The sequence below is a fragment of the Polyangium jinanense genome (assembly GCF_028435365.1).
This window is the reverse complement of sequence record NZ_JAGTJJ010000024.1, coordinates 1-23519: the sequence shown is the minus strand read 5'-3', so window position 1 is coordinate 23519 and position 23519 is coordinate 1. Positions and strand designations below refer to the sequence as shown.

The window sequence follows — 23519 nt, the reverse complement described above, 5'->3', positions numbered from 1 at the left end:
GCGCGCACGCGTTCCCGCGTGCCGTCGGGACACGCGCGGTTCGCCCTCTCCAAAAACGAAACGCCGCGGCCCTCGAAAGGACCGCGGCGCCTCATCGCTTCCGAGCGCGGCCTTCCGCGCTCGGAGAGCTCCCTCCTGCGTTAGCTGCGCCGTCGGCGGCGGACGAGCGCCGTCCCCGCCGCGAGCGCGAGCAGGAAGCCCACGCCCGGCGTCGCATCATTGCCGGGCCGCGCGGCGCAGAGGCCGTTGCCCGTCAGGATGATGCCCTCGGGGGCATCGTCGGCCGGATCCAGCGGATCACTTTCACCCGTGTCGACCATGCCGTTCTTGTTCGCGTCCTCTTCGCCGTCGTTGAGGCCGCCGTTGTCCGTGTCCGCGTCGAGCGGATCGGTCGTCGTCGCGCCCTTGTCTGCGTCGGGGACGCAGGTCTCTGCCGCCGCGTCCGTGGCCGGGTCCGAGCAGGCGAGGCCGAGCTCGGTGCCGTCGAAGAGGCCGTCGTTGTCGCTGTCCGGATCGAGCGCGTTCTTCTTCCCGTCGCCGTCCGTATCCTCGCCGGGGCTCGGCTCCTGACCGTCGATCACGCCGTCGTCGTCCGAGTCCGCGTCGTTCGGGTCGGTCCCGAGATCGGCCTCCTCGTCGTCCGTCAGCCCGTCGCCGTCCGAGTCCATGGGCGGAACGACGTTGTCGTCGGTCGGATCGTTCGGATCGCGCTCGTTCGAATCGACCACGCCGTCCTTGTCCGTGTCCTCGTCGCCGTCGTTCACGCCGCCGTCGTCGGTGTCGGGATCGACCGGCGACGTCGTCGTGACGCCGTTGTCACCGTCGGCGACGCAGTTGTTCGCCGCCGTGTTCGTGGCCGGGTTCGAGCAGTTCTTGCCCATCTCCGTGCCATCCTTCAGCCCGTCGCCGTCGCTGTCCGGATCGAGCGCGTTGATGATGCCGTCGCCGTCGGTGTCGTCGGTCGGGTTCGGCTCCTCGCCGTCGATCACGCCGTCGTCGTCGGAATCCGCATCGTTCGGGTCCGTACCGATCTCGTTCTCGTAGTCGTCCGTCAGCCCGTCGCCGTCCGTGTCCGGCTTCGTGGTGTCGTCCGTCGGATCGTTCGGATCGAGCTCGCCCGGATCCACGGCGCCGTTGCGGTTCTCGTCCTCGGAGCCGTCGATGACGCCGCCGTTGTCGGTATCCGCGTCGAGCGGCGAGGTCTTCGTGTTCGGATCCGCGTCGGCGATGCAGTTGCCCGCGGTCGGATCCGTCGCCGGGTTCGAGCAGTCCTTGCCGCTCTCGGTGCCGTCGAACAGGCCGTCGTTGTCACTGTCCGGATCGAGCCCGTTGATCAGGCCGTCACCGTCCGTGTCCGCGCTCGGGTTCGGCTCTTCGCCGTCGATGAGGCCGTCGTCGTCCGAGTCCGCGTCGTTCGGGTTCGTCCCGATCTGCTCCTCGAGATCGTCGCTCAGGCCGTCGCCGTCGCTGTCGGTCGGCGCGTTCGAATCGTCGGCCGGATCGTTCGGATCCCGCTCACCCGCGTCGAGCTTGCCATTCAGGTTCGTGTCCTCGTCGCCGTCGGACACGCCGCCGTTGTCCGTGTCTGCGTCGAGCGGATCGGTCGTGGTGTTCGGATCGGCGTCGGCGCGGCAGCTCTGCGCGTCCGGATTCGTCGCCGGGTTCGCGCAGTCCTTGCCGAGCTCGGTGCCGTCGAAGAGGCCGTCGTCGTCGCTGTCCGGATCGAGCGCGTTGATGAGGCCGTCGCCGTCCGTGTCGACGTTCCACTGCGGCTCCTCGCCGTCGGACACGCCGTCGTCGTCGGAGTCCGCGTCGTTCGGATCCGTGCCGTTCGCGACCTCGACCTCGTCGCCGATGCCGTCGCCGTCGCTGTCGAGGCAGCCGTTGTCGACCGCGCCGTCGCAGTCCTGATCGACGCCGTCGCCGCAGACTTCGGGCGTCGAGCCGGGTGCCACGTCGGGCATACACGCGATGCCGCCGGCGCCGCAGACCTGCATGCCCGGGCCGCAGATGCCGGGCAGACCGGTCATGCAAGCGTCGCCAACGCCGGGCACGCCGTTGTCGGTCGTGCCGTCGCAGTTGTCGTCGATGCCGTTGCAGGTCTCGACGCCGGGCTCGTCCGGGAAGGCGTTGCAGGCCGAGGTGCCGTTCGGCAAACACGCGAAGACGCCCGTGGTGAGGCATGCGCCGACGCCGGCGGAGCACGCCATGCCGACGTTGAAGCCGTCGTCGATGGTGTCGTTGCAGTCGTTGTCGAGGCCGTCGCAGATCTCCGCGCCCGTGGGCACGCAGACGCACGTGTTCGTCGCGGCATCACACGTCGGCGTGGCGCCGCCGCAGTGCGTGTCCGTCACGCACTCGACGCAGGTGTTCGGCGTCGCGGCCACGTTGCAGGCGGGCGTGGGCGCCATGCAGTTCATGTCCGACTCGCACAGATCGATGACGATCGGCGTCGGCGGCTGGTCCGGCGACGGGCCGTTGCCGTCGGTGGGCGTGTCCTTGGCCGGCGCGCCCGTCTGGCCCGCGGCCGTGATGATCGCCTGGTTCAGGATCGTGCCCGTCGCGTCCGGGTTCACGGTCACGCGGAACTTCACGGTCGTCGTGTCGTTGACGAGCATCGTCCCGCCATTCGTGCCGTTCGCGCCCGTACCGAGCCGGATGAGCACCTCGTTCGTCGCGGCGTTGTACTCGCCCTGATCGTCGGCGAGCGCATCCGTCTTCGCGCCCGTGTTCGGGCCCGACACGACCTCGATCGAGCCCGGCACGTACGTCACGCCCATCGGGATCGGGTCCACCAGCACGGTGTTGATGGCCGTGTCGTTGCCGGTGTTCGTCGCGACGATCGTGTACTCGACGACGTCCCCTACGAGCAGCGCGCCGCCGTTCACGTCGACGGCCGACTTCACCGACGTCGTGAAATCGGGCTTGAACGTGGGGATCGACGTCACGAACCCGGCGAGCCAGTAGACGTCGCCCGTGCTCGTCGCCGAGATCGGCGCGGACTTCTGGCCTGCGGTGAGCTGGCCCGTGATGTCCACGATGTCCATGTCCATGCCCGAGTAGCTGCCGGCGGTGCCGTCGAGCTGGGGCAGGTCACCCGCCACCGTCACGGCGGCCCCGAGGTTCGTCCGCGTCCGGTTGAAGAAGTCGCCCGCGGGGTTCAGCGCGTTCGAGAGCTGCACGTTGTTGAAGGAGAACGAGTCCCCCGTGACCGACGTGTCACCCTCGAAGGCCACGACGCCGAGCTTCGCGTTCGCGAACGCGGGCGGCACGAGGAAGCCTGAGAGCGTCACGTTCTGCGGGTTGCCGTTGCCCACGGCGTCGAGCCCATCGAAGATCGCCAGGTTGCGCGGCGGATCCGAGGCGCGCTCGTAGAGGACGACCATCCACCAGGCTGCGAACGTGGTCGCGTCGGTGATCCCGTCCGTGGGCTCGACGTCGACGCCCGCGACGCGGTACGCGCCGGAACCTTGCGCCTGCACGATCGCCGTGATGTCGGCGACGCTCTGGTAGGAGTTTTGCGTCGACGTGTACGCCTGGGTCGCCGTCAGGTCCTGGCTGAAGACGCCCGGCCGATCGAGCGTGGCCGTGGTGTCGGCGCCCGAAGCGTTGCGTGTTGCGCCCCAGTAGAGGTAGGCGTGCGTGACGGTCGCGCCGGCCGGGATCGTGAGGATCGCGGTGCTGCGCGCCTGCGCCGCCGTGATCGTGTTGATCGCGGACGCCTGCGTCGGGAGCGGGTCCTGCGACCGCCAAAGGATGTCGACGCCGCTGTCGGTTGCGTTGTTTCCGCAGGATCCGACGATGTTCACGAGCGGCAGACCGGGCGCGTTGCCCGCGCAGTCGTGGCCGAGCGTGTTGCCGATGAGGAGGAAGTCGCCCTTCTGGTCCACCTGCACGCGCAGATTCGGCGCGGCAGCCGCGTCGCGGGCGAAGATCCCGAGCGCTGTCACGCTCGCGAGGCCCGCCAAAAGCAAATGTCTTCTCATGTATGGTTCCCTGTCGCAGTCCTTTGGTGCTCCAACGGATTGCTCGACGGCCCGACCGACCGTCTGTTGATAGGGTGGCGCGGTCTCTCGAGTGTCACGCCACGCAGAGCTCGTCACGCACCTCACGGGAGCGAGCCGAGGCGATGAAACCAGGGACCCGGAGGCCCTTTCGAGCCTCCGGACCGCGGGTGATACGGAGCGCCCGCTTTCGCGAGCGCCCCGCTTCCGTCACTTCTTGGTGGGAGCCGGTGCAACCTTTTTCGGCGCGGGCGCGGCAGGCGCGGGCGCGGCGCCCTTCGGAGCCGCAGGCGCGGGAGCAGCACCCTTCGGGGCCGGAGCCGCAGGCGCGGGAGCGGCGCCCTTCGGCGCGGCCGGAGCCGCACCCTTCGGCGCAGCACCCTTCGGCGCGGCGGGCGGCGGCGCGGGCGGCGCGACGGGCTCGAACTTCTTGATCGAGCCGTCCTTCATCTTCTTCTCGAGGATGACGAACTGCACGCGGCGGTTGGCCTGGCGGCCCTCCTCCGACGCGTTGTCGCCCACGGGCCGATCCGGGCCGTAGCCCATCGTCGTGAGGCGATCGGCGCTCACGCCGCGCTTGGCGAGCGCGGCCTTCACCGCGTCGGCGCGCGCCTGCGAGAGCTTCGTGTTGAGCTGCTTCGAGCCGCGGCTGTCGGTGTGGCCCTGGACCTCGACCTTGAGGAGCTCCGGGTGCTCGTTGAGCACGGCCGCGACCTCGTCGAGCAGCGAATCGCTGACCTTGCGGATCGTCGCCTTGGCCGTGTCGAACTGCACCTGCTGCAGGATGATGACCTCGGTCTCGGTGACGCGGACCGCCTTCGGGCAGCCGTTCTGCTTCGGATCCGGATCCGGGGCGCCCTTCTCGTTCGGGCAGGCGTCCTTGTCGTCGCGGATCTTGTCGCCGTCGGTGTCGCCGGGGCAGCCGTTCGTCGCCGGATCGTTCGTCTTGATGCCGGGGATCTCCGGGCACGCGTCCTGCGCGTCGTACACGCCGTCGTTGTCCTTGTCGGGCGGGCAGCCGTTCTTCTTCGCATCCGGATCGGCCACGCCGGGCACGTCGATGCAGGCGTCCTGCGCGTCGATGATGCCGTCCTTGTCCTTGTCGGGCGGGCAGCCGTTCTTCGCCGGATCCGGATCGGCCACGCCCTTCACGTCCGGGCAGGCGTCCTTGTCGTCGTAGATCCCGTCGTCGTCGCTGTCGGGCGGGCAGCCGTTCTTCTTCGGATCCGCGTTCGCCACGCCCTTGAGATCCGGGCAGGCGTCCTGCACGTCGAGGATCGTGTCGTTGTCGCGATCCGCCGGGCAGCCGTTCTTCGCCGGGTCGGAGTGCTTGACGCCCTTCACGTCGACGCAGGCGTCCTCCTTGTCGACGATGCCGTCGCCGTCCGTGTCCTTCGCCTTCCACTTCGGCGTGTACGCCAGCGATCCGACGACGCGGAAGTCCGGCGTACCGATGCCGGAGGCGAGGCCGGGGCCGGCGGCGATGCCCGCCTCGAAGTTCTCCGCGAAGCGATACTTCGCGCCGACGAGCGCCTCGGCGTTGAGGCTCTGCCTCGTCGTCTCGCGCATCGAGGCGACGACGTTGAACTCGGGGCCGATCTGGAAGTTTCGCTCCTCGCCGAGGAGGAAGCCGATGCCGCCGCCCGCCACGAACGTCGTGCCGAGCAGGGCGTTGCCGAAGTAGTTCTGATCCGGGCGAATTTCCGGGCCGATGGCGACCGAGTACACGAACCGGTCGTGCTTACCGCCCACGATCACCTGGGGCAGGCCGCGTACATTGCCGTCCGTCACGAACGCGCCGGTGCCCGTCGGCACCCAGAGGTAGCCGCCGATGCCGAGCTGGAAGATGCTGTCGTAGTCGCCGAGCACGCGCAGGCGAAGGCCGAGGCGCAGGTCGCCGAAATCGGCCCCGCTCGGCGAGCTGATGCCGAGCGTGTTCGTGGGATTTTCGCCGTTCTGGTAGAGGGCGACGGGCACGTCGACGTTGACGAGCAGCCGCTCGAACAGCGCAAACGATCCGTTGAGGTGCAAATAGAGCTGGTTGCTCACGACCGAGCCGAGCGACTCGTCATCGCTCTGGCGGCGCAGCACGAGGGGGTTGTGCGCGTAGTCGACGATCAGCGCGGCGTGGGGCGTCAGATCGCCGGCCACGTAGGGCGACTGAGCACCGAAGAACCGATCACCGGCCGGGGCGGGGTAGAACCGGTTGATGGCGAGATCGTCCGCACTTGCCGGCGCGGCGATGCCCGCGATCGACCCCAGCGCTGCCGCGCAGAGCAGCCACCTATATCCCTTGGAAGTTCGCATCGCGTGATTGACCTCTCGGATTTTCGTGTCGGAGTCCGCCAAAGGAAGGCTCGACGCAAGGCGTCGCCCTGGAGTGACCCGAAGATGTCCGCCGCATCGCTGTATGTCTTCGGCGGCAGCAGACATGGCCCTACCTATACACGGACTGTGCCTGCGACGGACCACAAACAATCAGGCCAAAACGTGTTCGTCGCCCGATGCCAGTGAGGCTTGTCGGCAGCAACCCCGGGCCTCAACTGAGGTCTCCGCTCCTCGGACCCGCGTGCCGCGCCATACCGCGCGTGACGTTCGCCGTTACGCAACGATCCGGAACCAGCCGCAATTTCAATGGTGGTCTCCCCGTTTGGCCTGACCACCTACCATCGTCCCTGCCGTACCCGCCTCACGGGATCGTTGACAGCGGAATCGGCCCGGCGACGATGCACTCCGTGCTCTTCCCGCTCCTTCGCGCGCCGATCGCGGCCCTCGCCCTCAGCGCCCTCGCCACCGCCCCCTTTCAATGCGCGCGGGATCCCGATCCCGAGAAGGCCATGGAGGAGCCGCCCGAGGACGCGCTCTATCAGCTCGCCGAGCAGTTCCGCGAGCGGGGCGACAAGGAGGCGCGCGTCACCACGCTGCGTTTCCTCGCCACTCGTTACCCCTCGAGCCGCCTCGCCGAGCGCGCCCGGCAGGAGCTCGCCGAGCTGGGATCGCCGGTCCCCGCGCCACCCTGAACGGCCTGTAAACGTGGGAAGCGAGCGTGCTCGACGCCCTTCGGGGGCGAAACGTGCTAAGCGCAGCCGACCATGTCAGGCCGCGACTCTTCCCGGAAAAACCTCTTCAAGACCGTAAGGCCCGAGCTCGATTTCCCGAGGGACGAGGCCGAGATCCTCGCGTTCTGGAAGAGGGAGGGCATCTTCCAGAAGACGCTCTCGGCCGAGACGCGCGCCACGGGCCCATCGAAGGGCACGTTCGTCTTCTACGAGGGTCCTCCGACGGCGAACGGCATGCCGCACAACGGCCACGTCCTCACGCGCGCCGTGAAGGACGTGTTCCCTCGCTACAAGACCATGCGCGGCTACGACGTGCCCCGCAAAGCAGGCTGGGACACGCACGGCCTGCCGGTCGAGGTCGAGGTCGAGAAAGAGCTGCGGATCCACGGCAAGGCGGACATCGAGAAGTACGGCGTCGAGCCCTTCGTGGCGCGCTGCATCGAGAGCGTGTTCCGCTACACGGATGCGTGGGAGAAGCTGACGGACAAGATCGGCTTCTGGGTCGACCTGCCCGACGCGTACGTCACGTACCACCGGAGCTACGTCGAGAGCGTCTGGTGGGCGCTCGCGAAGCTCTACGAGAAGGGCCTGCTCTACCAGGGGCACAAGGTCGTCTGGTGGTGGGCGCAGGGCGGCACGGCGCTCTCCAGCGCCGAGGTCGGTCAGGGCTACAAGACCGTCGACGATCCCAGCGTCTTCGTCGCGTTTCCCTTCGTCGAGGATCCGTCGACGGCGCTCTGCGTCTGGACGACGACCCCGTGGACCTTGCCGTCGAACATGTACGCCGCGGTCCGCGCGGACTTCGACTACGTGGTCGTCGACGCGGGCGATCGGAAGCTCGTCGTGGCGGCGGGCCTGCGCGAGGCGCTCGCGAAGAAGCTCGGCAAGGATCTGCCGGTTCTTTCGACCACCAAGGGATCGGCGCTCGTCGGCAAGAAGTACGTCCCGCCGTTCGGCCTCTACGCGTCCGAGGCAGCGGCGTACGAGGCCGTGCACGCGGTCATCGCGGCGGATTTCGTCACGCTCGACGCCGGCACGGGCATCGTCCATGTCGCGCCCGCCTTTGGCGAGGACGACTACGGCGCCCATCGGCAGCTCCTTGCGGCGGGCAAGACGCCGAAGGATCCGTTCTGCGCCGTGAAGCCCGACGGCACGTTCATCGACGAGATGGGCAAGTACGCGGGCCGCTGGGTGAAGGACGCCGACAAGGACCTGCAGAAGGACCTCGCGCAAGCGGGCAAGCTCGTGCACGCCGAGAACTATCGCCACGAGTATCCGTTCTGCTGGCGCGCCGACGAGGACCCGCTCATCCAGTACGCCCGCCCGGCCTGGTACATCCGCACGACCGCGCTGATCCACAAGGCGATCGAGAACAACCAGACGGTCAACTGGCTGCCCGAGCACATCAAGACGGGCCGCTTCGGCGACTTCCTCGCGAACAACGTCGACTGGGCGCTCTCGCGCGAGCGCTACTGGGGCACGCCGCTGCCGATCTGGGTGAACGACCAGACGGGCGCGATGGAGGCCATCGACTCGGTGAAGACGCTGCGCGAAAGGCCCGGCAACAACGTCGCCGAGGTCGAGCGCGAGCTCGTCCGCGCGCATCCGAAGACGGCCGAGCACCTGCTCGTGCACAAGCCCTGGATCGACAAGATCACCTACCAGAAGCCCGGCGAGCCCGGCACGTACCGGCGCGTCTCGGAGGTCATCGACTGCTGGTTCGACTCGGGCGCGATGCCCTTCGCGCAGTGGGGATTTCCGCACGCGGAAGGGTCGAAGGAGAAGTTCGACCGCGCCTTCCCGGCCGACTTCATCAGCGAGGCGATCGATCAGACCCGCGGCTGGTTCTACTCGCTGCTGATGATCTCGACGCTCGTCTTCGACGAGGAGACGCAGAAGTCCCTGGGCCTCTCGCGCATCCGGAATTTTCCGCACCCGTACCAGACCTGCGTGGTGCTCGGGCACGTCGGGGATCGCGAGGGCAAGAAGGAGAGCAAGTCGAAGGGCAATTACACGCCGCCCGAGGTCATCCTCGACCGCGTCCGCATGGAGTTCGCCGTCTGCTCGGACGCGCAGGATCCGCTGAAGGATCAGCCCGTGCAGAAGGGAGTCGCTCGCATCGCGCGCGAGGACTACGAGGGCCTCGATCTCCAGGGCGACCGCACCAAGGTCAAACTCTACCGCGCGGATCGACCGAACGAGGCGCTCGACATCACGCTCCGGCCGACGTCGGGCATGGGCCAGTTCCCGCGCCGCGTCATCGTGATGCACACGTCGGACATCGAGGCCCTCGGCCTCGCGACCGCGCCCGAGCCGCTCCGCGTCATGCCGAACGACGTGTTGCGCCTCGCCCAGAATCACCGCGTCTTCGTCGAGGATCCTTCCACGCCCGCGCCCGGCGCCGACGCGTTCCGCTGGTTCTTCTACGCGTCCTCGCCCCCGTGGACGAACACGCGCCACTCGCTCACGAACGTGCGCGCGACACAGAAGGAGTACGCGATCAAGATCCGGAACGTGTGGTCGTTCTTCGCGATCTACGCGAACATCGACGGCTTCGATCCGGCCCGCGGAAACCCCGACGCGAAGGGCGTTTCGCCCGCGGATCTCGCGAAGAGCGAGGGCTACCGGCCGGCCCGCGAGCGCAGCCTGCTCGACCGCTGGCTGCTCTCCGAGCTCGCCCTCACGACCCGCGAGGTCACGCAGCACCTCGACAATTACCGCCTGTACGAGGCAGCGCAGCGGCTCGTCGACTTCGTGGACGCGCTCTCGAACTGGTACGTTCGGCGCAGCCGCGCGCGCTTCTGGTCGCCGGCGGAGAACGTCTCGGCCGAGGCCCTCGCCGACAAGCGCGACGCGTATTTCACGCTGTACGAGGCCCTCGTCGCCATCGCGCACCTCACGGCCCCGTTCACGCCCTTCATCGCCGAGGAGCTCTACCAGACGCTCGTCCGCGGCCCCTGGACCACGTCGCAACCGGAGAGCGTGCACCTCACGAGGTACCCCGAGCCCGATCTCGCCGCGATCGACGAGGGCCTCGCCGCCGAGATGCGCGCCGTCCGCGAGCTCGTCAGCCTCGGCCTCCAGGTCCGCACGCTGAACAAGCTGAAGGTCCGCCAGCCCCTCGCGCGCGTCGACGTCATCGTCTCGAACCAGGCCATGCGCCGCGCGCTCGCGCAGCACGAGGCCCTCATCGCCGAGGAGCTCAACGTCAAGGAGGTCCGTTTCCTCGAGCCGGGGCAGGAAGGCGAGGCCGTTCGTTACGTGCTCAAACCGAACTTCCGCGCCCTCGGGCCGAAGCTCGGCAAGAAGGTGCAGCTCGCCAAGCAGGTCCTCGCCAAGGCGAACGCCGCCGAGCTCCGCACCGAGCTCGTCACGCGCGGCGCCATCGAGATCGAGCTCGACGGCGAGCGGGTCTCGCTCGGGCCCGAGGAGATCGAGGTCGTCGTCGAGGCCGGCAAGGACTTCGCCGCGGCCGGCGGCAAGGCCGGCGTCGTCGTGCTCCACACGGCGCTCACGGACGCGCTCCGCGACGACGGCCTCTCCCGCGAGATCCTCTCGCGCGTGCAGGGCCTACGGAAGGACCTGTCCCTCGGCTTCACGGACCGCATCGCGCTCGCGGTCGAGGGCAGCGAACGCGTTCTCCGCGTCACGCGCGCGGCCCAAGACGAGATCGCCCGCGAAGCGTTGGTCCGCTCGTTCGAGATCGGCGCCTCCACCGTGTCCGGCGAGCGGCGCGAGCTCAACGTCGACGGCGAGGCGCTCGTCCTGACGATCGCGCGGGCCTAGACCCCGCAAAAAGCCCCACGAAGCGGGCCGCCGCGGCTCGCCTCGTGGGGCGTGGGGAGGTTCCCGAAAAAAACTCAGCGGTTCTGGCTTCCGCGGCCGCCCTGCTGCTGCTGGCTTCCGCCGGACGACTCTCCGCCTCCGCCCTGCTCGCCCTCAGCCTGCTTGCCCTCCTCGACAAGCTCGCGCACGCGCTGGCCGCCCATCCGGCCGGCCTCTTCCACGGTCATCGAGCCTTTCTCCTCGGTGCCCTGGTTCCCCTGGTTTTTCTGCTGTGCCATGACGGACACTCCTCCCAGCAGGCGAGCACCCGGGGGAAAACCCCGCCGGCCGCATCGCCGCTTCCACCCTCCACGTGGGGCCAGGCAGGTCCGCGTCGAGGGGGCCGCCGAAGATTGGTTTGTCCGCGAACGTATGGCCGTGCCGGCTCGTCACGCCTTCGGTTCGGGCAAATAACGCGGGCGATTGCGCTCGAACTCGTCCTGCGCCTCGGCGAAGTCGTCGCTGCGCCCGATGTCGAGCCAGTGCCCGCGGAACGGGTGCGTCTGGATCGGCACCCGCGCCGCGAGCAGCGCGTGCATGAGCTGATCGAAGCCAAAAGGCACGCCTTCCGGCACGAAGCGCAAGAGCGTCTCGCGGCTCATCGCGTAGATGCCCATGCTCACCCAGAACGAGTAGGTCGGTTTTTCCCGGAACCCCGTGACAGACCCTTCGGGGTCGAGCTCGAGCACACCGAGGTCGATCTTCGTGGCGCGCTCGAAGACGCAGACCGTGAGCGGCGCGTTCGCCTCGGCGCTCCTCTTCGCGAGCTCGGCGAAATCGAGGTCGCAGAGGATGTCGCCGTTCATCACGAGGAACCGCTCGGGCAACTCGTGGGCGATCGCGCGGAGCGGCCCGATCGTGCCGAGCGGCTGCTCCTCGCGCCGATACGACAGCTTGACGCCGTAGCGGCTGCCCTCGCCGAGCACGGCCTCGATCAGGCCGGCCTGATGACCCGTGCACAGGGTCACGTCGTTCACGCCGTACAACGCGAGCTGGCGGAGGAGGATCTCCACGATGGTCTGCTCGCCGATCGGCATGAGCGGCTTCGGGATGAGCGCCGTGTACGGCTTGAGACGGCTGCCCTTTCCCCCGGCGAGAACGATGGCCTTCATCGCCGGCGAACGTACCACGCGAGGCGGTTACTGACGCGGCGGCGCGACCTCGCCCGACGGATCGGCCGTGAGACACCCCTCGTCGAGCCCGAGCTGGCAGGCCTTCGTGAAGAGCGCCGTCGCGCGGGCCGGATCCTTGCGCACGCCGTGGCCGCGATTGTAGAGCCGGCCGAGCTCGAGGCAGGCCTCGGCGTTGCCGCGCTCGCAGACGCGGGTGAAGAGCGTCGCCGCGAAGACCGGGTCGACGCCGACGACGCGCCCCTCCAGGTAGGCCTTGCCGGCCGCGAGGCAGCCGCGGTTCGCGCCGGCGTCGCAGGCCTTGCGGTAGAGCGTGACCTCCTCGGTCGGATCGTCCTTCAGCGTGCCGTCGTGGTAGAGGTCGCCGAGCTTGATGCAGCCGCGCGCGCTGCCGTTCGTACAGGCGCCGCGGAAGAGGTCGATGGCCCGCGGCGGATCGGGGCGCACGACGTCGCCGCGCATGTACATCGCGCCGAGCGTGACGCAGTCCTCGACGATCGCGTCGTTGCAGCCGTTCGTGCAGCCCACGAGATCGTTCTCGGCGCACGGCAGGCGCAGCTTGGGCGGCTCGGGCGCGGGCGCGGGTGGCGCCGCGGAGGCTTCCATGTCGGGCATGTCCTGCGCCGCGAGATCCTCGCTTGGCGGGGCCTTCGGCGTGGGCGCGGGGCCGCAGGCGGCGAGCGCGAGCGTCCCGACCGTCAAGAAGGCGGCGCCTTGGTGGAAGGGGCGCATCCACGAAGGATGACACACGGCTCGCCCTCGCCGGTGGTTTTCCTCGTTCGGGACGTCCGGGGCATCCGGGGCCTTTTTTGCGGACTTTTGGCCTCGGCGAGGACGGTGTAGGAAAGGGGCATGGCGCCCATTTCCTTGCGATCCTCGCACACGCTCGACGAACCGAAGCTCGAGGCCCTCGTCGAGCTCATGTACCTCGCTGCGTACGCCGACGGCGGGTTCGGCACCGACGAGAAGCGTCATTTCGCGCGGAGCGTGCAGTCGTTGACGGACCGCAAGGTGACGCCGGATCAACTGGAGCAGCTCATCACGCGGCTCGACGCGGCGCGGAAGGCCTCGGGCACGGCGGCGCTGCTCGAGGGCGCGCGGCAGACGCTCGGCAGCCCCATCGCTTGCCGCGTGGCGTTGAGCCTGGCGATCGGCGTGATCACGGCCGACGGCGCGATCTCGAAGGCGGAGCGGGCCATGATCCACGAGATCGGCGCGGCGCTCGGGCTCGACCATGAAGGCATCGAGGAGATGCTGCGCGAAGAGGAAGGCGCCTGACGCCCCGCGCCGCCCTGGGCGGGTTTGGTGCGCGGGAGACCCGGGCGGCCTGATTCTTGTTAAATTGAAGTCGCGTGAACTGGTCGAATCAAACCGGCTCGCATCAGATCCCGTTCCCGGTCCCGGGGACGACGCTCACGTCCACGCGCGGCACCTACGTCGTGGGTGCGCTCATCGGCGACGGCCAGTACGGCTCGGTCTACGAGTGCATCGGACCGTTCGATCAACGGTACGCACTCAAAATGCTGCGCCCCGCGAACAAGTCCTACCAGGCGGTGAAGGACGAGTGGGCGCAGGAGCTACGGCGACTCGAGCAGTTTCGCCATCCGAACATCGTCTACATCCACGACGCGTTCGAGAACAACTACCTCTTCTACCTCGCGCTCGAGCGCTGCGACACGAGCCTGCGTGCGCTGCTCGGACGGCCCTTCTCGGACCTCTTGCTCGTCGAGCTCTGCCGCCAGCTCCTCATGACGCTGCAGTACCTGCACGACAGCGGCGTCGTGCACTCGGACCTGCACGCGGGCAACGTGCTCATCTCGCAGCTCGATCGATCCCCGATCGTCAAGCTCACGGACTTCGGCGTGGCGCATCAGCTCCAGGGCAGCACGCGCTGGTTCCGCCCGCAGGTGGCGAACCCCAAGATTCTGACGCCGGAGCTCGTCACCGCCGGATACACGACGACGCAGAGCGACCTCTACCAGTTCGGGCTCCTCATGTACCAGATGCACACGGGTCAGCCCGCGATCGACGTGGACGTCGCGTATCCGGAGATCACGCGGCAGATCTCCGAGGGCGCGCCGCGCCAGAAGGCCGAGGCCCTCGGCACGCCCGTCGGCAACGTGATCGCCAAGCTGCTCCGGCGTCGCGACGCGTATCGCTACCAATCCGCGCGCGAAGTCTGGGAAGATCTGCGCCAGGTCGCCTGGCGCTGACGCTTCACTTCTTCGGCGCGTCCTTCTTCGGCGCGTCCTTCGCCTTCGTGTCCTTGCTGTCCGCGGGGCCGCGGCTGGGGGAGACGACCTCGAGCAGCTCGACGTCGAAGACGAGCGTCGCCTTGCCGGGGATCTTGGGCGGGCTGCCGTCGTCGCCGTAGCCGAGCTTCGAGGGGATCGTGAGCTTGCGTTTGCCGCCGACCTTCATGCCGGCGACGCCCTGGTCCCAGCCCTTGATGACCTCGCCTTTGCCGAGCTCGAACTCGAACGGCTCCTTGCCGACGGAGCTGTCGAACATGAAGTTCGTCTTGAGCAACCGGCCCGTGTAGTGGACCTTGACCTTGTCGCCTTCCTGGGCCTCGGGGCCCGTGCCGACGGTGATGTCTTCCTTGATGAGGTCCGCGGGCTCCGGCTTCTCCGGCTCGCGCGGCGCTGCAGCGCGAGGCTCCGCGGACGGCTCGGGGACCTTGTTCTCACAAGCGGCGGTGACGACGCCGAGGGCGACTAGCGCGAGCGAACCCAAACGACGGATGGCCATCATGGGCCCCTCCTATTCGACGGAAGCCGCTCGATCAAGCGCCCCGCGCGGAGAGCCGCCGAGCGTGCTTCCGATCGTGGTACGTTCCTGCGAACGCGCCGAGCGCGCGGACGGCGCTCGGCGCGCTCGGCGATGGCAGGCATGACGACCGCGCTTCCGCAGAAGCCGTTCGGCTCGACGGGGCTCTGCGTCTCGCCGCTCGGGCTCGTGGGCTCGGGCGGCATCGACGCGGACGCGGTCGAGCGCGCCTTTCACGAGCTCGGGGTGAACTACTTTTTCGCCTCGCCCCTGTGGCCGGCGCTCTCGGCGGGCGTGCTCAGGCTCGTGCGCGCGGGGCACCGTGATCGGATGGTGATCGCGTGCGGCGCGCACGTGCCGATCGGCGTGATGGTGCCGCGGGAGTGGGCGCTCGTGACGCGCGGGATGGGCGTCGGGCACGTGGACGTGTTCCACCTGCTCGGGGTGCGGGCGCGGTTCTGGACGGCCGGGGAGACGTGGCCCGCGCTGCGGAAGCTCCGGGCCGAGGGGAAGGCGCGGGCGATCGGGATCGCCTGCGACGACGGCGCGCTCGCGGCGTCCCTCTGCGACGAGCTCGCGCCGGACGTGCTGACGATCCGTTATGAATCCTCGCACAGCGTGGTCGAGGCGGAGCTCTTCGCGACGCTCGCAGGGAAGCGTCCAGGCGTCGTGGTGTCGCCGACGCGAAAGGACGCGGACGGCGCGCACGTGCGGTTCGCGCTGAGCCATCCGGTGGTGGACGTTGCGCTCTGCGCGCCGCGCACGTTCGAAGAGATCGCCGAGGCCGCGACGAGCGCCCTCCTCGGGCCGCTCCCGGCTTCGTAGGACCTCAAAACGGTTTTGGGATGCTCTTCTTCGTCGTGGTCGTGGGCTTCGGCGACGGAGAGGACGTGCCGGGCAGCGTGACCGTCGGGCGCGTGGGCGGGCTCGTCGACGTCGTTGTCGTCGTAGGCTTGGGCGTCGTCCCGGTCGTGGTCGTGGTCGGGCTCTGCGTCGGCGGTTTTGTCGTGCTCGTCGACGTCGTGGTCGCCGTGGGCTTCGGGGTCGGCGTCGTGGACGTGGTGTACACCGGCTCGGGCGCCGCGGCCGTGGTCTCGGGCGGCGGCGTGGACGGCGTGTCGCCCGTGGCCGGAGGATCGGAGGCGACGGTCACGGCGCTCGGCGCGGTGATGGGATCGAGCGGCGCGTCCTCGGCGCTGCTGCTCCCGCCACCGCGCAGGAGGAAGTACCCACCGAGCGAGAGGCCGCCGATGACGACGGCGGCGCCGAGCCCGATCGCGACGAGCGGCGGGCCGCTGCTGCCGGAGGAAACGGATCGAACGGGCGGCGGCGGCATGCCGTACGCGGGTGGCCCTCCCATGCCCGGGCCGGGCGCGCCATACGGGGCGGGCGCGCCGTAAGGGGCCGGTCCAGGGACAGGCGCGCCGTAAGGAGCCGGTCCGGGGCCTGGCGCGCCATACGGGCCAGCGGCGGGCGGCGCGCCGTACGGCGGCGGACCGCCGACCTGGGTGCCGGATCCACCGCCCATAGGAGCGCCTGCGGGGGGCGCGGGGGCCGGGTAGACGGGGGCCTGTGCGGGGCCGGCATCGACCATCGTGCCGGGCACGGGCGCGCCTGCGTGGGGCGCGGGGGCCGGGTAGACGGGGGCCGGCGCGACGCCCGGGCCTTCGGGGCCGAACAAGGGCTCACCGACGATGGTTTTTCCAGGACCGTAGGGCCCGCCCGGCGGACCACCTTGCTGTTCGCTCATCTCGCCGACGTTCTCCTGGGCTCACGAGCTACGCGCTGCATGCGGGGACGAACTCCTCAAGGGTTTTGCCCCGGGATCGGGATCCGGATGCGGGGCCGACCGCTGCCGCTGGTCGAGGGCCGCGGCGTCGGCGTGGTCTGCGTCGGCGTGGCCGTCGGGGCCGGCGTGGTGTTCGTCGGCTGCGCCGTCGGCTGACCCGGAATGGGGAAGGGGAGCGGGATCTGCGTGCTTCCCCAGGGGATCGGGATGCCGTTCGAGCCAAACGGGTTCGGGATGCCCGTCGGCGCGGTGCTCCCCGAGGCGGAGGGCTGCGGCGTCGAGGTGCCCGCGCCGCTCGTCGTCCCCGGAGGCTTGGTCCCGCCGACCGTGGTCGTCGTCTTCGGCACCGTGGTTTGCGGCACCGGCAGGTTCGTGTTCGCCGCGCCCGTCGTCTGGCTCGGCTGCTGCGCTCCCGGATCCGACGAGACGACCGTGGTGGTCGGCGGCTGCAGCGTGACGGGCTCGCTGCCGCTCTCCTCTTTGCTCGTGAGCTTCTGCCCGACGTACACGCCGCCGACGACCACGCCGGTCACGACGGTGGCGAGCAGGAGCATCAGCGCGATCGACGATCCGCCGCTGCGCTTTTGCTGGGCCTGATGCGTGGGCCGCGCCCCGATCGGGTTCATCGGCGAGGTGGGCCCATAGCCGGGCGGCGCGGGATACCCGTTCGCGGGCGGATAACCCGGCGCCGCGCCGTAGTTCGTCTGCACAGGCCCGTAGCCGCCGGCCGGGAGGGCTTGCCCGATCGCGGTGCCGCCGGGCCGCGGCGACATGTCGTACGCGCCGGGCGGCGCCGTATGCGAGGCGAGGGGCGCGGCAGGGGCCGTGGCGTCGTACCGCGGGCTCGGAGACAGGCTCTCGGTGAGGGGCTCGCCGATCGACGTGTGGGGCTGCCGGTGCGGCGGCGCATCGAACCCGCCGAGCGGCGTCGCGCCGACCTGCGGAGGCGGGATCGAGGGCTCACTGACCCCGGGCGGGGGTTTGTCGTCGGTCGGGGGCAGCGTCTTCGGGATGGGCGAGGCGCCGGCTGCTCCGGGCGTCACCGCGGCCGCGGGCGAGACGGCGGGCTTCGGCGTGACGCTGCCGGGCAGGGGCGTGGCGACCGCTGCGCCGGCCGCGCCGCTGCGCGTGCCGATGGCGAACGGCTCGAGCGCGCTCCGGAACTCGGCGACCGAGTTGTATCGATCGGGCGGCTTCGGCCCCATCGCGCGGTGCACGACGCTCGCGAGCTCGGGCGGCACGTGGGGCGCGAGGTCCGTGAGCTGCGCGATCTGCCCCGTGAGATAGGCCGAGGCGATCTGGTGCGGCTCGTCGCCGCCGACGGGCCGTCGACCGGCGAGCATCTCGAACACCATCACGCCGAGCGAGAAGATGTCGGCGCGCACGTCGACCGCGTCTGCGGAGTAGGCCTGCTCGGGGGCCATGTACTCGGGCGTCCCCATGATCACGCCGGGCCGCGTGAGGCCACGATCGAGCTCGCCCGTGACCTTCAGCTTGGCGATGCCGAAGTCGAGCAGCTTGAGGAGCGGCTCGCCCTTGGACCCGCGGGTGATCATGACGTTGTCGGGCTTGAGGTCGCGGTGCACGACGCCCGCGCGATGGGCGGCTTCGACGCCGTCGAGCATCTGGCTCGCGTACTCGAGCGCGTCGGCGTACGAGAGCCTCTGGCCTGCGTGGTAGAGCTCCTCGTAGAGGGTCTGGAGGGTCTTGCCCTCCAGGTACTCCATCACGATGAAGGCCTGCCCGGTCGACGTCTGGTCGACGTCGCTGACCCGTACGACGTGGGGGCTCTGGATCTGCGCCGACACGCGCGCTTCCTGAAGGAAGCGCTGCACGAGGCCTTGGCGTCGCGAGAGCTCGGGGTGGAGGAACTTGAGCGCCACGGTGGTGCCGAGCACCTCGTGACGCGCCTCGTACACGCTACCCATCCCGCCATCGCCGATGACGCGGACGAGCCGGTACTTGTTGTTGATGACCTGGCCGACCTGAGGGCGCATGGGGACCTGTGCGGCGCTACTTTGGACGCGGGAGAGTGTCACAGCCCTATGGACGAACGACAAAGAATTTCGTCCTGTGGAACGATGCGTTCATGATCCCGCGGTCCCAGGGCAGGGACGGGCGGGGCGGAAACGGAGATGGGCACGGAAATCGCGGGTGGGGGGTGAGCCGCGGCGGGGCAGGGGCCCCGGGCGGGGTCAGAGGGCGGCAAGGTCGTCCTCGGGGGCGTCGGCGGGTTGGCGGTAGCGGATACGGAAACAGTTATGGAAGCGGAGCCGGCGTGGGGCTCGCTCAGCGCTCCCCGTCCGTGGCGCTCGTCCGTTGCGCCTTCACGGGGCTGCCCGCGACGTCGACCATGGCACCGATCGCGTCCCGGAGCGCGTCGCCGAGCGGGTCGAGCACGTCTTGCGCGCAGATCATCTCGTAGTCCGCGGGGAGCTCGCCCGAGAGGAGCCACGCGCCGAGGTGCGCTTCGTCGCGCACCACCGCGATCACCTCCGGCTCGCCGTTCGTCGTCGCCACCAGCGCCCCGACGCTCGGGCCTTCGTGGAGGAGCTGCGCTTCCACCGCCGCGAGTCGCGTCGCCGTGAGCCGCGGACGCTTGCGCGCGAGTGCCGCTCGCACGTGGATCCTGAGCGGCAGCTTCGTCTCCGTCCGACTCCGCGGGAGCCTGTCGAGCAGCAGCGGCACGAGGCCGTCCGACGTGCGCAGCACGTGCACGAGACGGTTGCCCGAGGGCAAGAGCGTGACGCCTTCCAGATCCTCGTACGCGATCTCCACCGTTCCGCCGCGCACGAGCGGCAGCGCCGGGACCGTCAGCGTGCGCAGCCCGAGCACGATCGCGAGGTCTTGCCGAGCGCCGAAGCGTCTCGCCAAGACTGCCGCGTAGATCCCGCACGCGAAGAGCACCACGCCGAACCCGGCGAGCCCGAGGCCCGTCTTGCCGCCACGCGTGATCCCGGCAGAGAGGCCAAGCGCGAAGCCGAGCATGAGGAGCACCGCGAAGACCCAGAGCGTGCGTGCGGGGTTTCGCAGCGGCACGCGGAGCTCGCGCCCCAGACACGCCACCGAAAGCTCCGCGCGCTCGCGCCGGAGCTGCTCTCGTTCTCGTACTTTCGCTTGGCGTCCTTCCATCGTTCGTCGCTTTCCTCCCAGAGCCGCCCGAGCATGACGGAGAACAGCCGCGAAATGAAGCGACGGGGCGAACGCGGCACCGCAAAAAATCGTTCGCAGTTCAATGATGTGTCCGGTCGGTCGGACGTATTCCGTCCGCTAACGCACCGTGTCGGTCGTTATGCCTTTGATGCCCGGCCGAGTCGCATTACGAGCCCAAGAATGCGTTCAGCGATTCTGGGCGTCGGCCATTACGTGCCGACCAAGGTGGTGACCAACGACGACCTCGCTCGTTTGATGCCGACGAGCGACGAGTGGATCCAGCAGCGCACGGGGATCAAGGAGCGCCGGTTCATCGAGCACGACGGGATCGGCGCGAGCGACCTCGCCGTGCCGGCCGTGCAGATGGCCCTCGAGCGCGCGGGTCGGAAGGTCTCCGACGTCGACATGATCATCTTCGCGACCCTGAGCCCGGATCACTTCTTCCCCGGCTCGGGTTGTTTCCTCGGCGAGAAGCTCGGTCTGCCCGGCGTGCCCGCGCTCGACATCCGCAACCAGTGCTCGGGGTTCCTCTACGGGCTCAGCGTCGCGGACGCGTGGGTCCGCACCGGGGCGTACAAGAACATCCTCGTCGTGGGCGCCGAGGTGCATTCGACGGGCGTGGAGTTCACCGAGCGCGGCCGCGACGTGGCCGTGCTCTTCGGCGACGGCGCGGGCGCGGCGCTCGTGGGCCCGAGCCCGTCCGACGACCGCGGCCTCATCTCGATCCACCTGCACGCCGATGGTACGGGCGCAAAGGATCTCTGGATCCCCGCGCCGGCGTCGAAGCACATCCCGCGGATCACGCACAAGATGCTCGACGAGGGCGAGCAGTACCCGAAGATGATCGGCAAGCAGGTCTTCCGCTGGGCCACCGAGAAGATGCCCGAGGTCAGCCGCGAGGCGCTCGCCGCGGCCGGCATCGACATCAGCAGCATCGACCTGTTCGTCCCGCACCAGGCGAACATGCGCATCAACCAGTACGTGGCCGACAAGCTCGGTTTGCCGCAGGAGAAGGTCGTCCACAACATCGAGCGCTACGGCAACACGACGGCCGCGACGATCCCCATCGGCCTCAGCGAGTCCGTGGCCGAGGGCCGCATCAAGGAGGGCACGACCGTGCTGACGGCCGCCTTCGGCAGCGGCTACACCTGGGGCGCGGCCGTGCTCCGGTGGTAGAAGAGTCCGATGATTGCTCCCCCCATCCTCGACGCCATCGTCGATCGCGCGCTCGAAGAAGACCTCGCCGGCGGTGATCTCTCCGGCGAGGCCTGCGTCGACGCAGTCACGCTGGCCGACGCCGCCGCCGTCGCGCGCAAGGCCGTGATCGCTTGCGGCGCGGAGGTGTTCCGACGCGTGTTCACGCGGGTCGATCCGCGCTGCGTGGTGGAGACGCTCGTGCCCGACGGAAAAGAGGCGCCCGCCGGGACGACGCTCTGGCGCGTGCGAGGCCCTGCCCGCGCGGTGCTCGCGTCCGAGCGGACGGCGCTGAACCTCGTGCAGTGCATGACGGGCATCGCCACGGTCACGCGCCGCTACGTCGACGCGGTGCCGAAAGGCGCGCGGACACGCATCACCGACACGCGCAAGACCACGCCGGGCCTGCGCGCACTCGAGCGGTACGCCGTGCGCATGGGAGGCGGGATCAACCACAGGAACGATCTCGGCAGCGCCGTGATGATCAAGGACAACCACATCGTCGCAGCCGGCGGCATCACCCGCGCCGTCGAGCGCGCGCGGGCGCACGCGCCGCACACCTCGCGCATCGAGGTCGAGGTCGACTCACTCGTGCAACTCGAAGAAGCGATCGCGGCGGGCGCGGACATCATCCTGCTCGACAACTTCTCGACCGAGGACGTCGCGCGCGCCGTCGCCCGCGCGGCATCTCTCACGCCGCGGCCGATCCTCGAAGCCTCGGGTGGCATCACGCTCGAGCGCATCACGGAGCTCGCGCTCGCCGGCGTCGACGTGATCAGCGTCGGAGCCCTCACGCACTCGGCGCCCGCGGCCGACATCGGGCTCGATTTTCAGCTTTGAACGACCTCGATCCTCTCCGCATCGAGGCCGAGCTCGAGAGGCTCGGCGCGAGCATCGGCAGGCCGGTCGTCGTCGCCCCCGTCACGGCCTCGACGAACGACGACGCGCGCCGCGCCGCATCCGGAGGCGCCCCCCACGGCGCATCGTTCCTCGCCGACGCGCAGACCCAGGGCCGCGGCCGCAGCGGCCACGCGTGGCACTCGCCGGCCGGGGAAAACCTGTACCTCTCCGTCGTCCTGCGCCCCAAGCTCGCGCCGCAAGCGTTGCCACCACTCGCACTCGTCCTCGGCGTCTGCGTCGCGCGTGTCGTCGACGAGCTGCTCGGGGCGAGCAAAGCGAGCGGCCCACGCGCGGGCGTCAAATGGCCGAACGACGTGCTCGTGGACGGCAAGAAGCTCGCGGGCCTGCTCGTCGAGACGGCCCTACGCGGCGGCGCGATCGACGCCGTCGTCGCGGGCATCGGGCTCAACGTGCACGCCTCCTCGTTCCCCGAAGAGCTCGCCTCCCGCGCGACCTCGCTCCACGTGCTCGGCGGACGCGGGCTCGACCGCTCGTCGATCGCCGCGCGTTTGCTCGTCGAGATCGGCCGCACCGTGCGCGTCTTCGAGGCCAACGGGCTCGACCCGTTCCTCGCCGAGCTCGACCACCGCGACGTCCTTCGCGGCGTGCCCATCGACGTCTCGGGCATCTCGGGCACGGCCGCAGGCATCGATCGCGAGGGCTACCTCCGTGTGATCACGAGCGACGGCGCCACACATCGCATCGGCTCGGGGAGCGTCACGACGCACGGCCCGCTCGGCTCGCCGGGCACTCGGGTTCGCGGCGGGCCTGGCGCAGGCGAAGCCGAGGGGTAAGAACGTCCCCGGCCGTGAAGGAAGACACCCTCGTCGTCCACGAGATTTATTCGAGCATCCAGGGCGAATCCACGTTCGCCGGGCTGCCGTGCACGTTCGTGCGTTTGACCGGCTGCAACCTGCGTTGCTCCTGGTGCGATACGACGCAGGCATTTCACGGCGGAAAACGAATGCCGCGCAGCGAGGTACGGGAGAAGGCGCTCGCATTCGGCACGCCGCTCGTCGAGCTCACGGGAGGCGAGCCACTCCTGCAGCCCGGCGCAATCCCGCTCCTCTGCGAGCTCTGCGACGCAGGACGAACGGTCCTCGTGGAAACAAGCGGCGAAGCCGACGTCTCGCGCGTCGATCCGCGCGTGCACAAGATCATGGACCTCAAGGCGCCCGGCAGCGGCGAGAGCCATCGCAACCGCTGGTCGAACCTCGCGCACATCAGCCCGCGCGACGAGATCAAGTTCGTGCTAGCCGATCGCGCCGACTACGAGTGGATGCGCACCGTGATCCACGAGCGCAACCTCGCGCAGCTCAACTGCACGCTGCTCGCGTCCGCCGTCTGGGGCAAACTCTCCCCGAAGGATCTCGTAGCCTGGGTGCTCGAGGACAGCCTGCTCGTGCGCGTGCAGATCCAGCTCCACAAGGTGATCTGGGGCGCGGAAGCGCAGGGCGTTTGAGACTGGCGCCGTAGCGCCGGGGCGCTGCCCCGGGCCCCGCGGGGGCTGTTCGCCCCTCGACCCGAACCAGGGCAAGCCCTGGACTCGGGGTGGAAGAACTGCGCGATGCGCAGTTCTTCCAACGGGCCCGTTGGACCGCGTCGCCCATCGACAGGGCAGCGCGGCTGTCTTGCTTGGCAGGGTGGTGGGTGGTCTTGACTCGGCCTGTTCGATGAACTGCGCATCGCGCAGTTC

18 protein-coding genes are annotated in these 23519 nt (G+C 69.5%); 9 read left to right on the top strand and 9 right to left on the bottom strand.

All coding sequences use genetic code 11. The features are described from left to right. Nucleotides 1–140: 140 nt before the first annotated feature. Together KEG57_RS30565 and KEG57_RS30560 are read right to left on the bottom strand one after the other, a co-directional pair. Nucleotides 141–3986 (bottom strand): MopE-related protein, encoded by a 3846-nt coding sequence (locus tag KEG57_RS30565; protein ID WP_272459089.1) that lies wholly within the window; start codon nucleotides 3984–3986, stop codon nucleotides 141–143. A 228-nt stretch (nucleotides 3987–4214) separates the two neighbouring features. Beyond that, nucleotides 4215–6311, bottom strand: a complete 2097-nt coding sequence (locus KEG57_RS30560) for an OmpA family protein (protein ID WP_272459088.1) — start codon at nucleotides 6309–6311, stop codon at nucleotides 4215–4217. Nucleotides 6312–6739: 428 nt separating this feature from the next. On the opposite strand from KEG57_RS30560, the gene KEG57_RS30555 reads away from it, so the two are divergent. Further along, on the top strand, nucleotides 6740–7024 hold the full coding sequence (locus KEG57_RS30555; RefSeq protein ID WP_372518217.1) for a tetratricopeptide repeat protein: 285 nt from the start codon (nucleotides 6740–6742) through the stop codon (nucleotides 7022–7024). 72 nt (nucleotides 7025–7096) lie between these two features. Continuing rightward, complete coding sequence (gene ileS / locus KEG57_RS30550; RefSeq protein ID WP_272425028.1) at nucleotides 7097–10849, top strand: isoleucine--tRNA ligase; 3753 nt, start codon at nucleotides 7097–7099, stop codon at nucleotides 10847–10849. A 74-nt stretch (nucleotides 10850–10923) separates the two neighbouring features. On the opposite strand, the gene KEG57_RS30545 is transcribed toward ileS, so the two are convergent. The 3 genes from KEG57_RS30545 to KEG57_RS30535 form a co-directional block, all read right to left on the bottom strand. Next, nucleotides 10924–11127, bottom strand: a complete 204-nt coding sequence (locus KEG57_RS30545; RefSeq protein WP_272425027.1) for a hypothetical protein — start codon at nucleotides 11125–11127, stop codon at nucleotides 10924–10926. A gap of 150 nt (nucleotides 11128–11277) precedes the next feature. Then, complete coding sequence (locus KEG57_RS30540; RefSeq protein ID WP_272425026.1) at nucleotides 11278–12000, bottom strand: nucleotidyltransferase family protein; 723 nt, start codon at nucleotides 11998–12000, stop codon at nucleotides 11278–11280. Nucleotides 12001–12027: 27 nt separating this feature from the next. Next, nucleotides 12028–12750: a tetratricopeptide repeat protein gene (locus tag KEG57_RS30535; RefSeq protein ID WP_272425025.1), complete on the bottom strand. Its 723-nt coding sequence runs from the start codon at nucleotides 12748–12750 to the stop codon at nucleotides 12028–12030. Between the two features lie 120 nt (nucleotides 12751–12870). On the opposite strand from KEG57_RS30535, the gene KEG57_RS30530 reads away from it, so the two are divergent. Together KEG57_RS30530 and KEG57_RS30525 are read left to right on the top strand one after the other, a co-directional pair. Further along, nucleotides 12871–13296, top strand: a complete 426-nt coding sequence (locus tag KEG57_RS30530) for a tellurite resistance TerB family protein (protein ID WP_272425024.1) — start codon at nucleotides 12871–12873, stop codon at nucleotides 13294–13296. 74 nt (nucleotides 13297–13370) lie between these two features. After that, nucleotides 13371–14231: a serine/threonine protein kinase gene (locus KEG57_RS30525; protein WP_272425023.1), complete on the top strand. Its 861-nt coding sequence runs from the start codon at nucleotides 13371–13373 to the stop codon at nucleotides 14229–14231. A gap of 4 nt (nucleotides 14232–14235) precedes the next feature. Here the strand turns inward: KEG57_RS30525 and KEG57_RS55070 are convergent, their stop codons facing one another. Next, on the bottom strand, nucleotides 14236–14772 hold the full coding sequence (locus KEG57_RS55070) for an FKBP-type peptidyl-prolyl cis-trans isomerase (RefSeq protein ID WP_276074184.1): 537 nt from the start codon (nucleotides 14770–14772) through the stop codon (nucleotides 14236–14238). A gap of 138 nt (nucleotides 14773–14910) precedes the next feature. Between KEG57_RS55070 and KEG57_RS30515 the strand changes: the two genes are divergently transcribed. Further along, complete coding sequence (locus KEG57_RS30515) at nucleotides 14911–15612, top strand: aldo-keto reductase family protein (RefSeq protein ID WP_272425022.1); 702 nt, start codon at nucleotides 14911–14913, stop codon at nucleotides 15610–15612. A 4-nt stretch (nucleotides 15613–15616) separates the two neighbouring features. Here KEG57_RS30515 and KEG57_RS30510 read toward each other — a convergent pair whose 3' ends face one another. The 3 genes from KEG57_RS30510 to KEG57_RS30500 form a co-directional block, all read right to left on the bottom strand. Continuing rightward, the gene (locus tag KEG57_RS30510) at nucleotides 15617–16537 is read right to left on the bottom strand and encodes a hypothetical protein (RefSeq protein WP_272425021.1); all 921 of its coding nucleotides are present in this window, start codon (nucleotides 16535–16537) and stop codon (nucleotides 15617–15619) included. Between the two features lie 56 nt (nucleotides 16538–16593). Further along, nucleotides 16594–18573, bottom strand: coding sequence for a serine/threonine-protein kinase (locus tag KEG57_RS30505; protein WP_272425020.1), 1980 nt, complete (start codon nucleotides 18571–18573; stop codon nucleotides 16594–16596). 292 nt (nucleotides 18574–18865) lie between these two features. Further along, nucleotides 18866–19708: a hypothetical protein gene (locus tag KEG57_RS30500; RefSeq protein ID WP_272425019.1), complete on the bottom strand. Its 843-nt coding sequence runs from the start codon at nucleotides 19706–19708 to the stop codon at nucleotides 18866–18868. 201 nt (nucleotides 19709–19909) lie between these two features. On the opposite strand from KEG57_RS30500, the gene KEG57_RS30495 reads away from it, so the two are divergent. From KEG57_RS30495 to KEG57_RS30480, 4 genes are read left to right on the top strand one after another with little or no spacing between them, the layout of a single operon-like run. Then, nucleotides 19910–20905: a 3-oxoacyl-ACP synthase III family protein gene (locus KEG57_RS30495; protein WP_272425018.1), complete on the top strand. Its 996-nt coding sequence runs from the start codon at nucleotides 19910–19912 to the stop codon at nucleotides 20903–20905. Between the two features lie 9 nt (nucleotides 20906–20914). Continuing rightward, on the top strand, nucleotides 20915–21763 hold the full coding sequence (gene nadC, locus KEG57_RS30490; protein ID WP_272425017.1) for a carboxylating nicotinate-nucleotide diphosphorylase: 849 nt from the start codon (nucleotides 20915–20917) through the stop codon (nucleotides 21761–21763). Beyond that, the gene (locus tag KEG57_RS30485; RefSeq protein ID WP_272459087.1) at nucleotides 21760–22617 is read left to right on the top strand and encodes a biotin--[acetyl-CoA-carboxylase] ligase; all 858 of its coding nucleotides are present in this window, start codon (nucleotides 21760–21762) and stop codon (nucleotides 22615–22617) included. Before nadC ends, KEG57_RS30485 begins: the two co-directional genes overlap by 4 nt. A 14-nt stretch (nucleotides 22618–22631) precedes the next feature. Next, nucleotides 22632–23285 (top strand): radical SAM protein, encoded by a 654-nt coding sequence (locus KEG57_RS30480; RefSeq protein ID WP_272459086.1) that lies wholly within the window; start codon nucleotides 22632–22634, stop codon nucleotides 23283–23285. Nucleotides 23286–23519: the final 234 nt, after the last annotated feature.

Bases quoted from the DNA above. Each gene is read 5' to 3' on its own strand.
- KEG57_RS30565 (WP_272459089.1), bottom strand. From the start codon at position 3,986: ATGAGAAGACATTTGCTTTTGGCGGGCCTCGCGAGCGTGACAGCGCTC.
- KEG57_RS30560 (WP_272459088.1), bottom strand. From the start codon at position 6,311: ATGCGAACTTCCAAGGGATATAGGTGGCTGCTCTGCGCGGCAGCGCTG.
- ileS (WP_272425028.1), top strand. From the start codon at position 7,097: ATGTCAGGCCGCGACTCTTCCCGGAAAAACCTCTTCAAGACCGTAAGG.
- KEG57_RS30545 (WP_272425027.1), bottom strand. From the start codon at position 11,127: ATGGCACAGCAGAAAAACCAGGGGAACCAGGGCACCGAGGAGAAAGGC.
- KEG57_RS30540 (WP_272425026.1), bottom strand. From the start codon at position 12,000: ATGAAGGCCATCGTTCTCGCCGGGGGAAAGGGCAGCCGTCTCAAGCCG.
- KEG57_RS30535 (WP_272425025.1), bottom strand. From the start codon at position 12,750: ATGCGCCCCTTCCACCAAGGCGCCGCCTTCTTGACGGTCGGGACGCTC.
- KEG57_RS30530 (WP_272425024.1), top strand. From the start codon at position 12,871: ATGGCGCCCATTTCCTTGCGATCCTCGCACACGCTCGACGAACCGAAG.
- KEG57_RS55070 (WP_276074184.1), bottom strand. From the start codon at position 14,772: ATGATGGCCATCCGTCGTTTGGGTTCGCTCGCGCTAGTCGCCCTCGGC.
- KEG57_RS30515 (WP_272425022.1), top strand. From the start codon at position 14,911: ATGACGACCGCGCTTCCGCAGAAGCCGTTCGGCTCGACGGGGCTCTGC.
- KEG57_RS30510 (WP_272425021.1), bottom strand. From the start codon at position 16,537: ATGAGCGAACAGCAAGGTGGTCCGCCGGGCGGGCCCTACGGTCCTGGA.
- KEG57_RS30505 (WP_272425020.1), bottom strand. From the start codon at position 18,573: ATGCGCCCTCAGGTCGGCCAGGTCATCAACAACAAGTACCGGCTCGTC.
- KEG57_RS30500 (WP_272425019.1), bottom strand. From the start codon at position 19,708: ATGGAAGGACGCCAAGCGAAAGTACGAGAACGAGAGCAGCTCCGGCGC.
- KEG57_RS30495 (WP_272425018.1), top strand. From the start codon at position 19,910: ATGCGTTCAGCGATTCTGGGCGTCGGCCATTACGTGCCGACCAAGGTG.
- nadC (WP_272425017.1), top strand. From the start codon at position 20,915: ATGATTGCTCCCCCCATCCTCGACGCCATCGTCGATCGCGCGCTCGAA.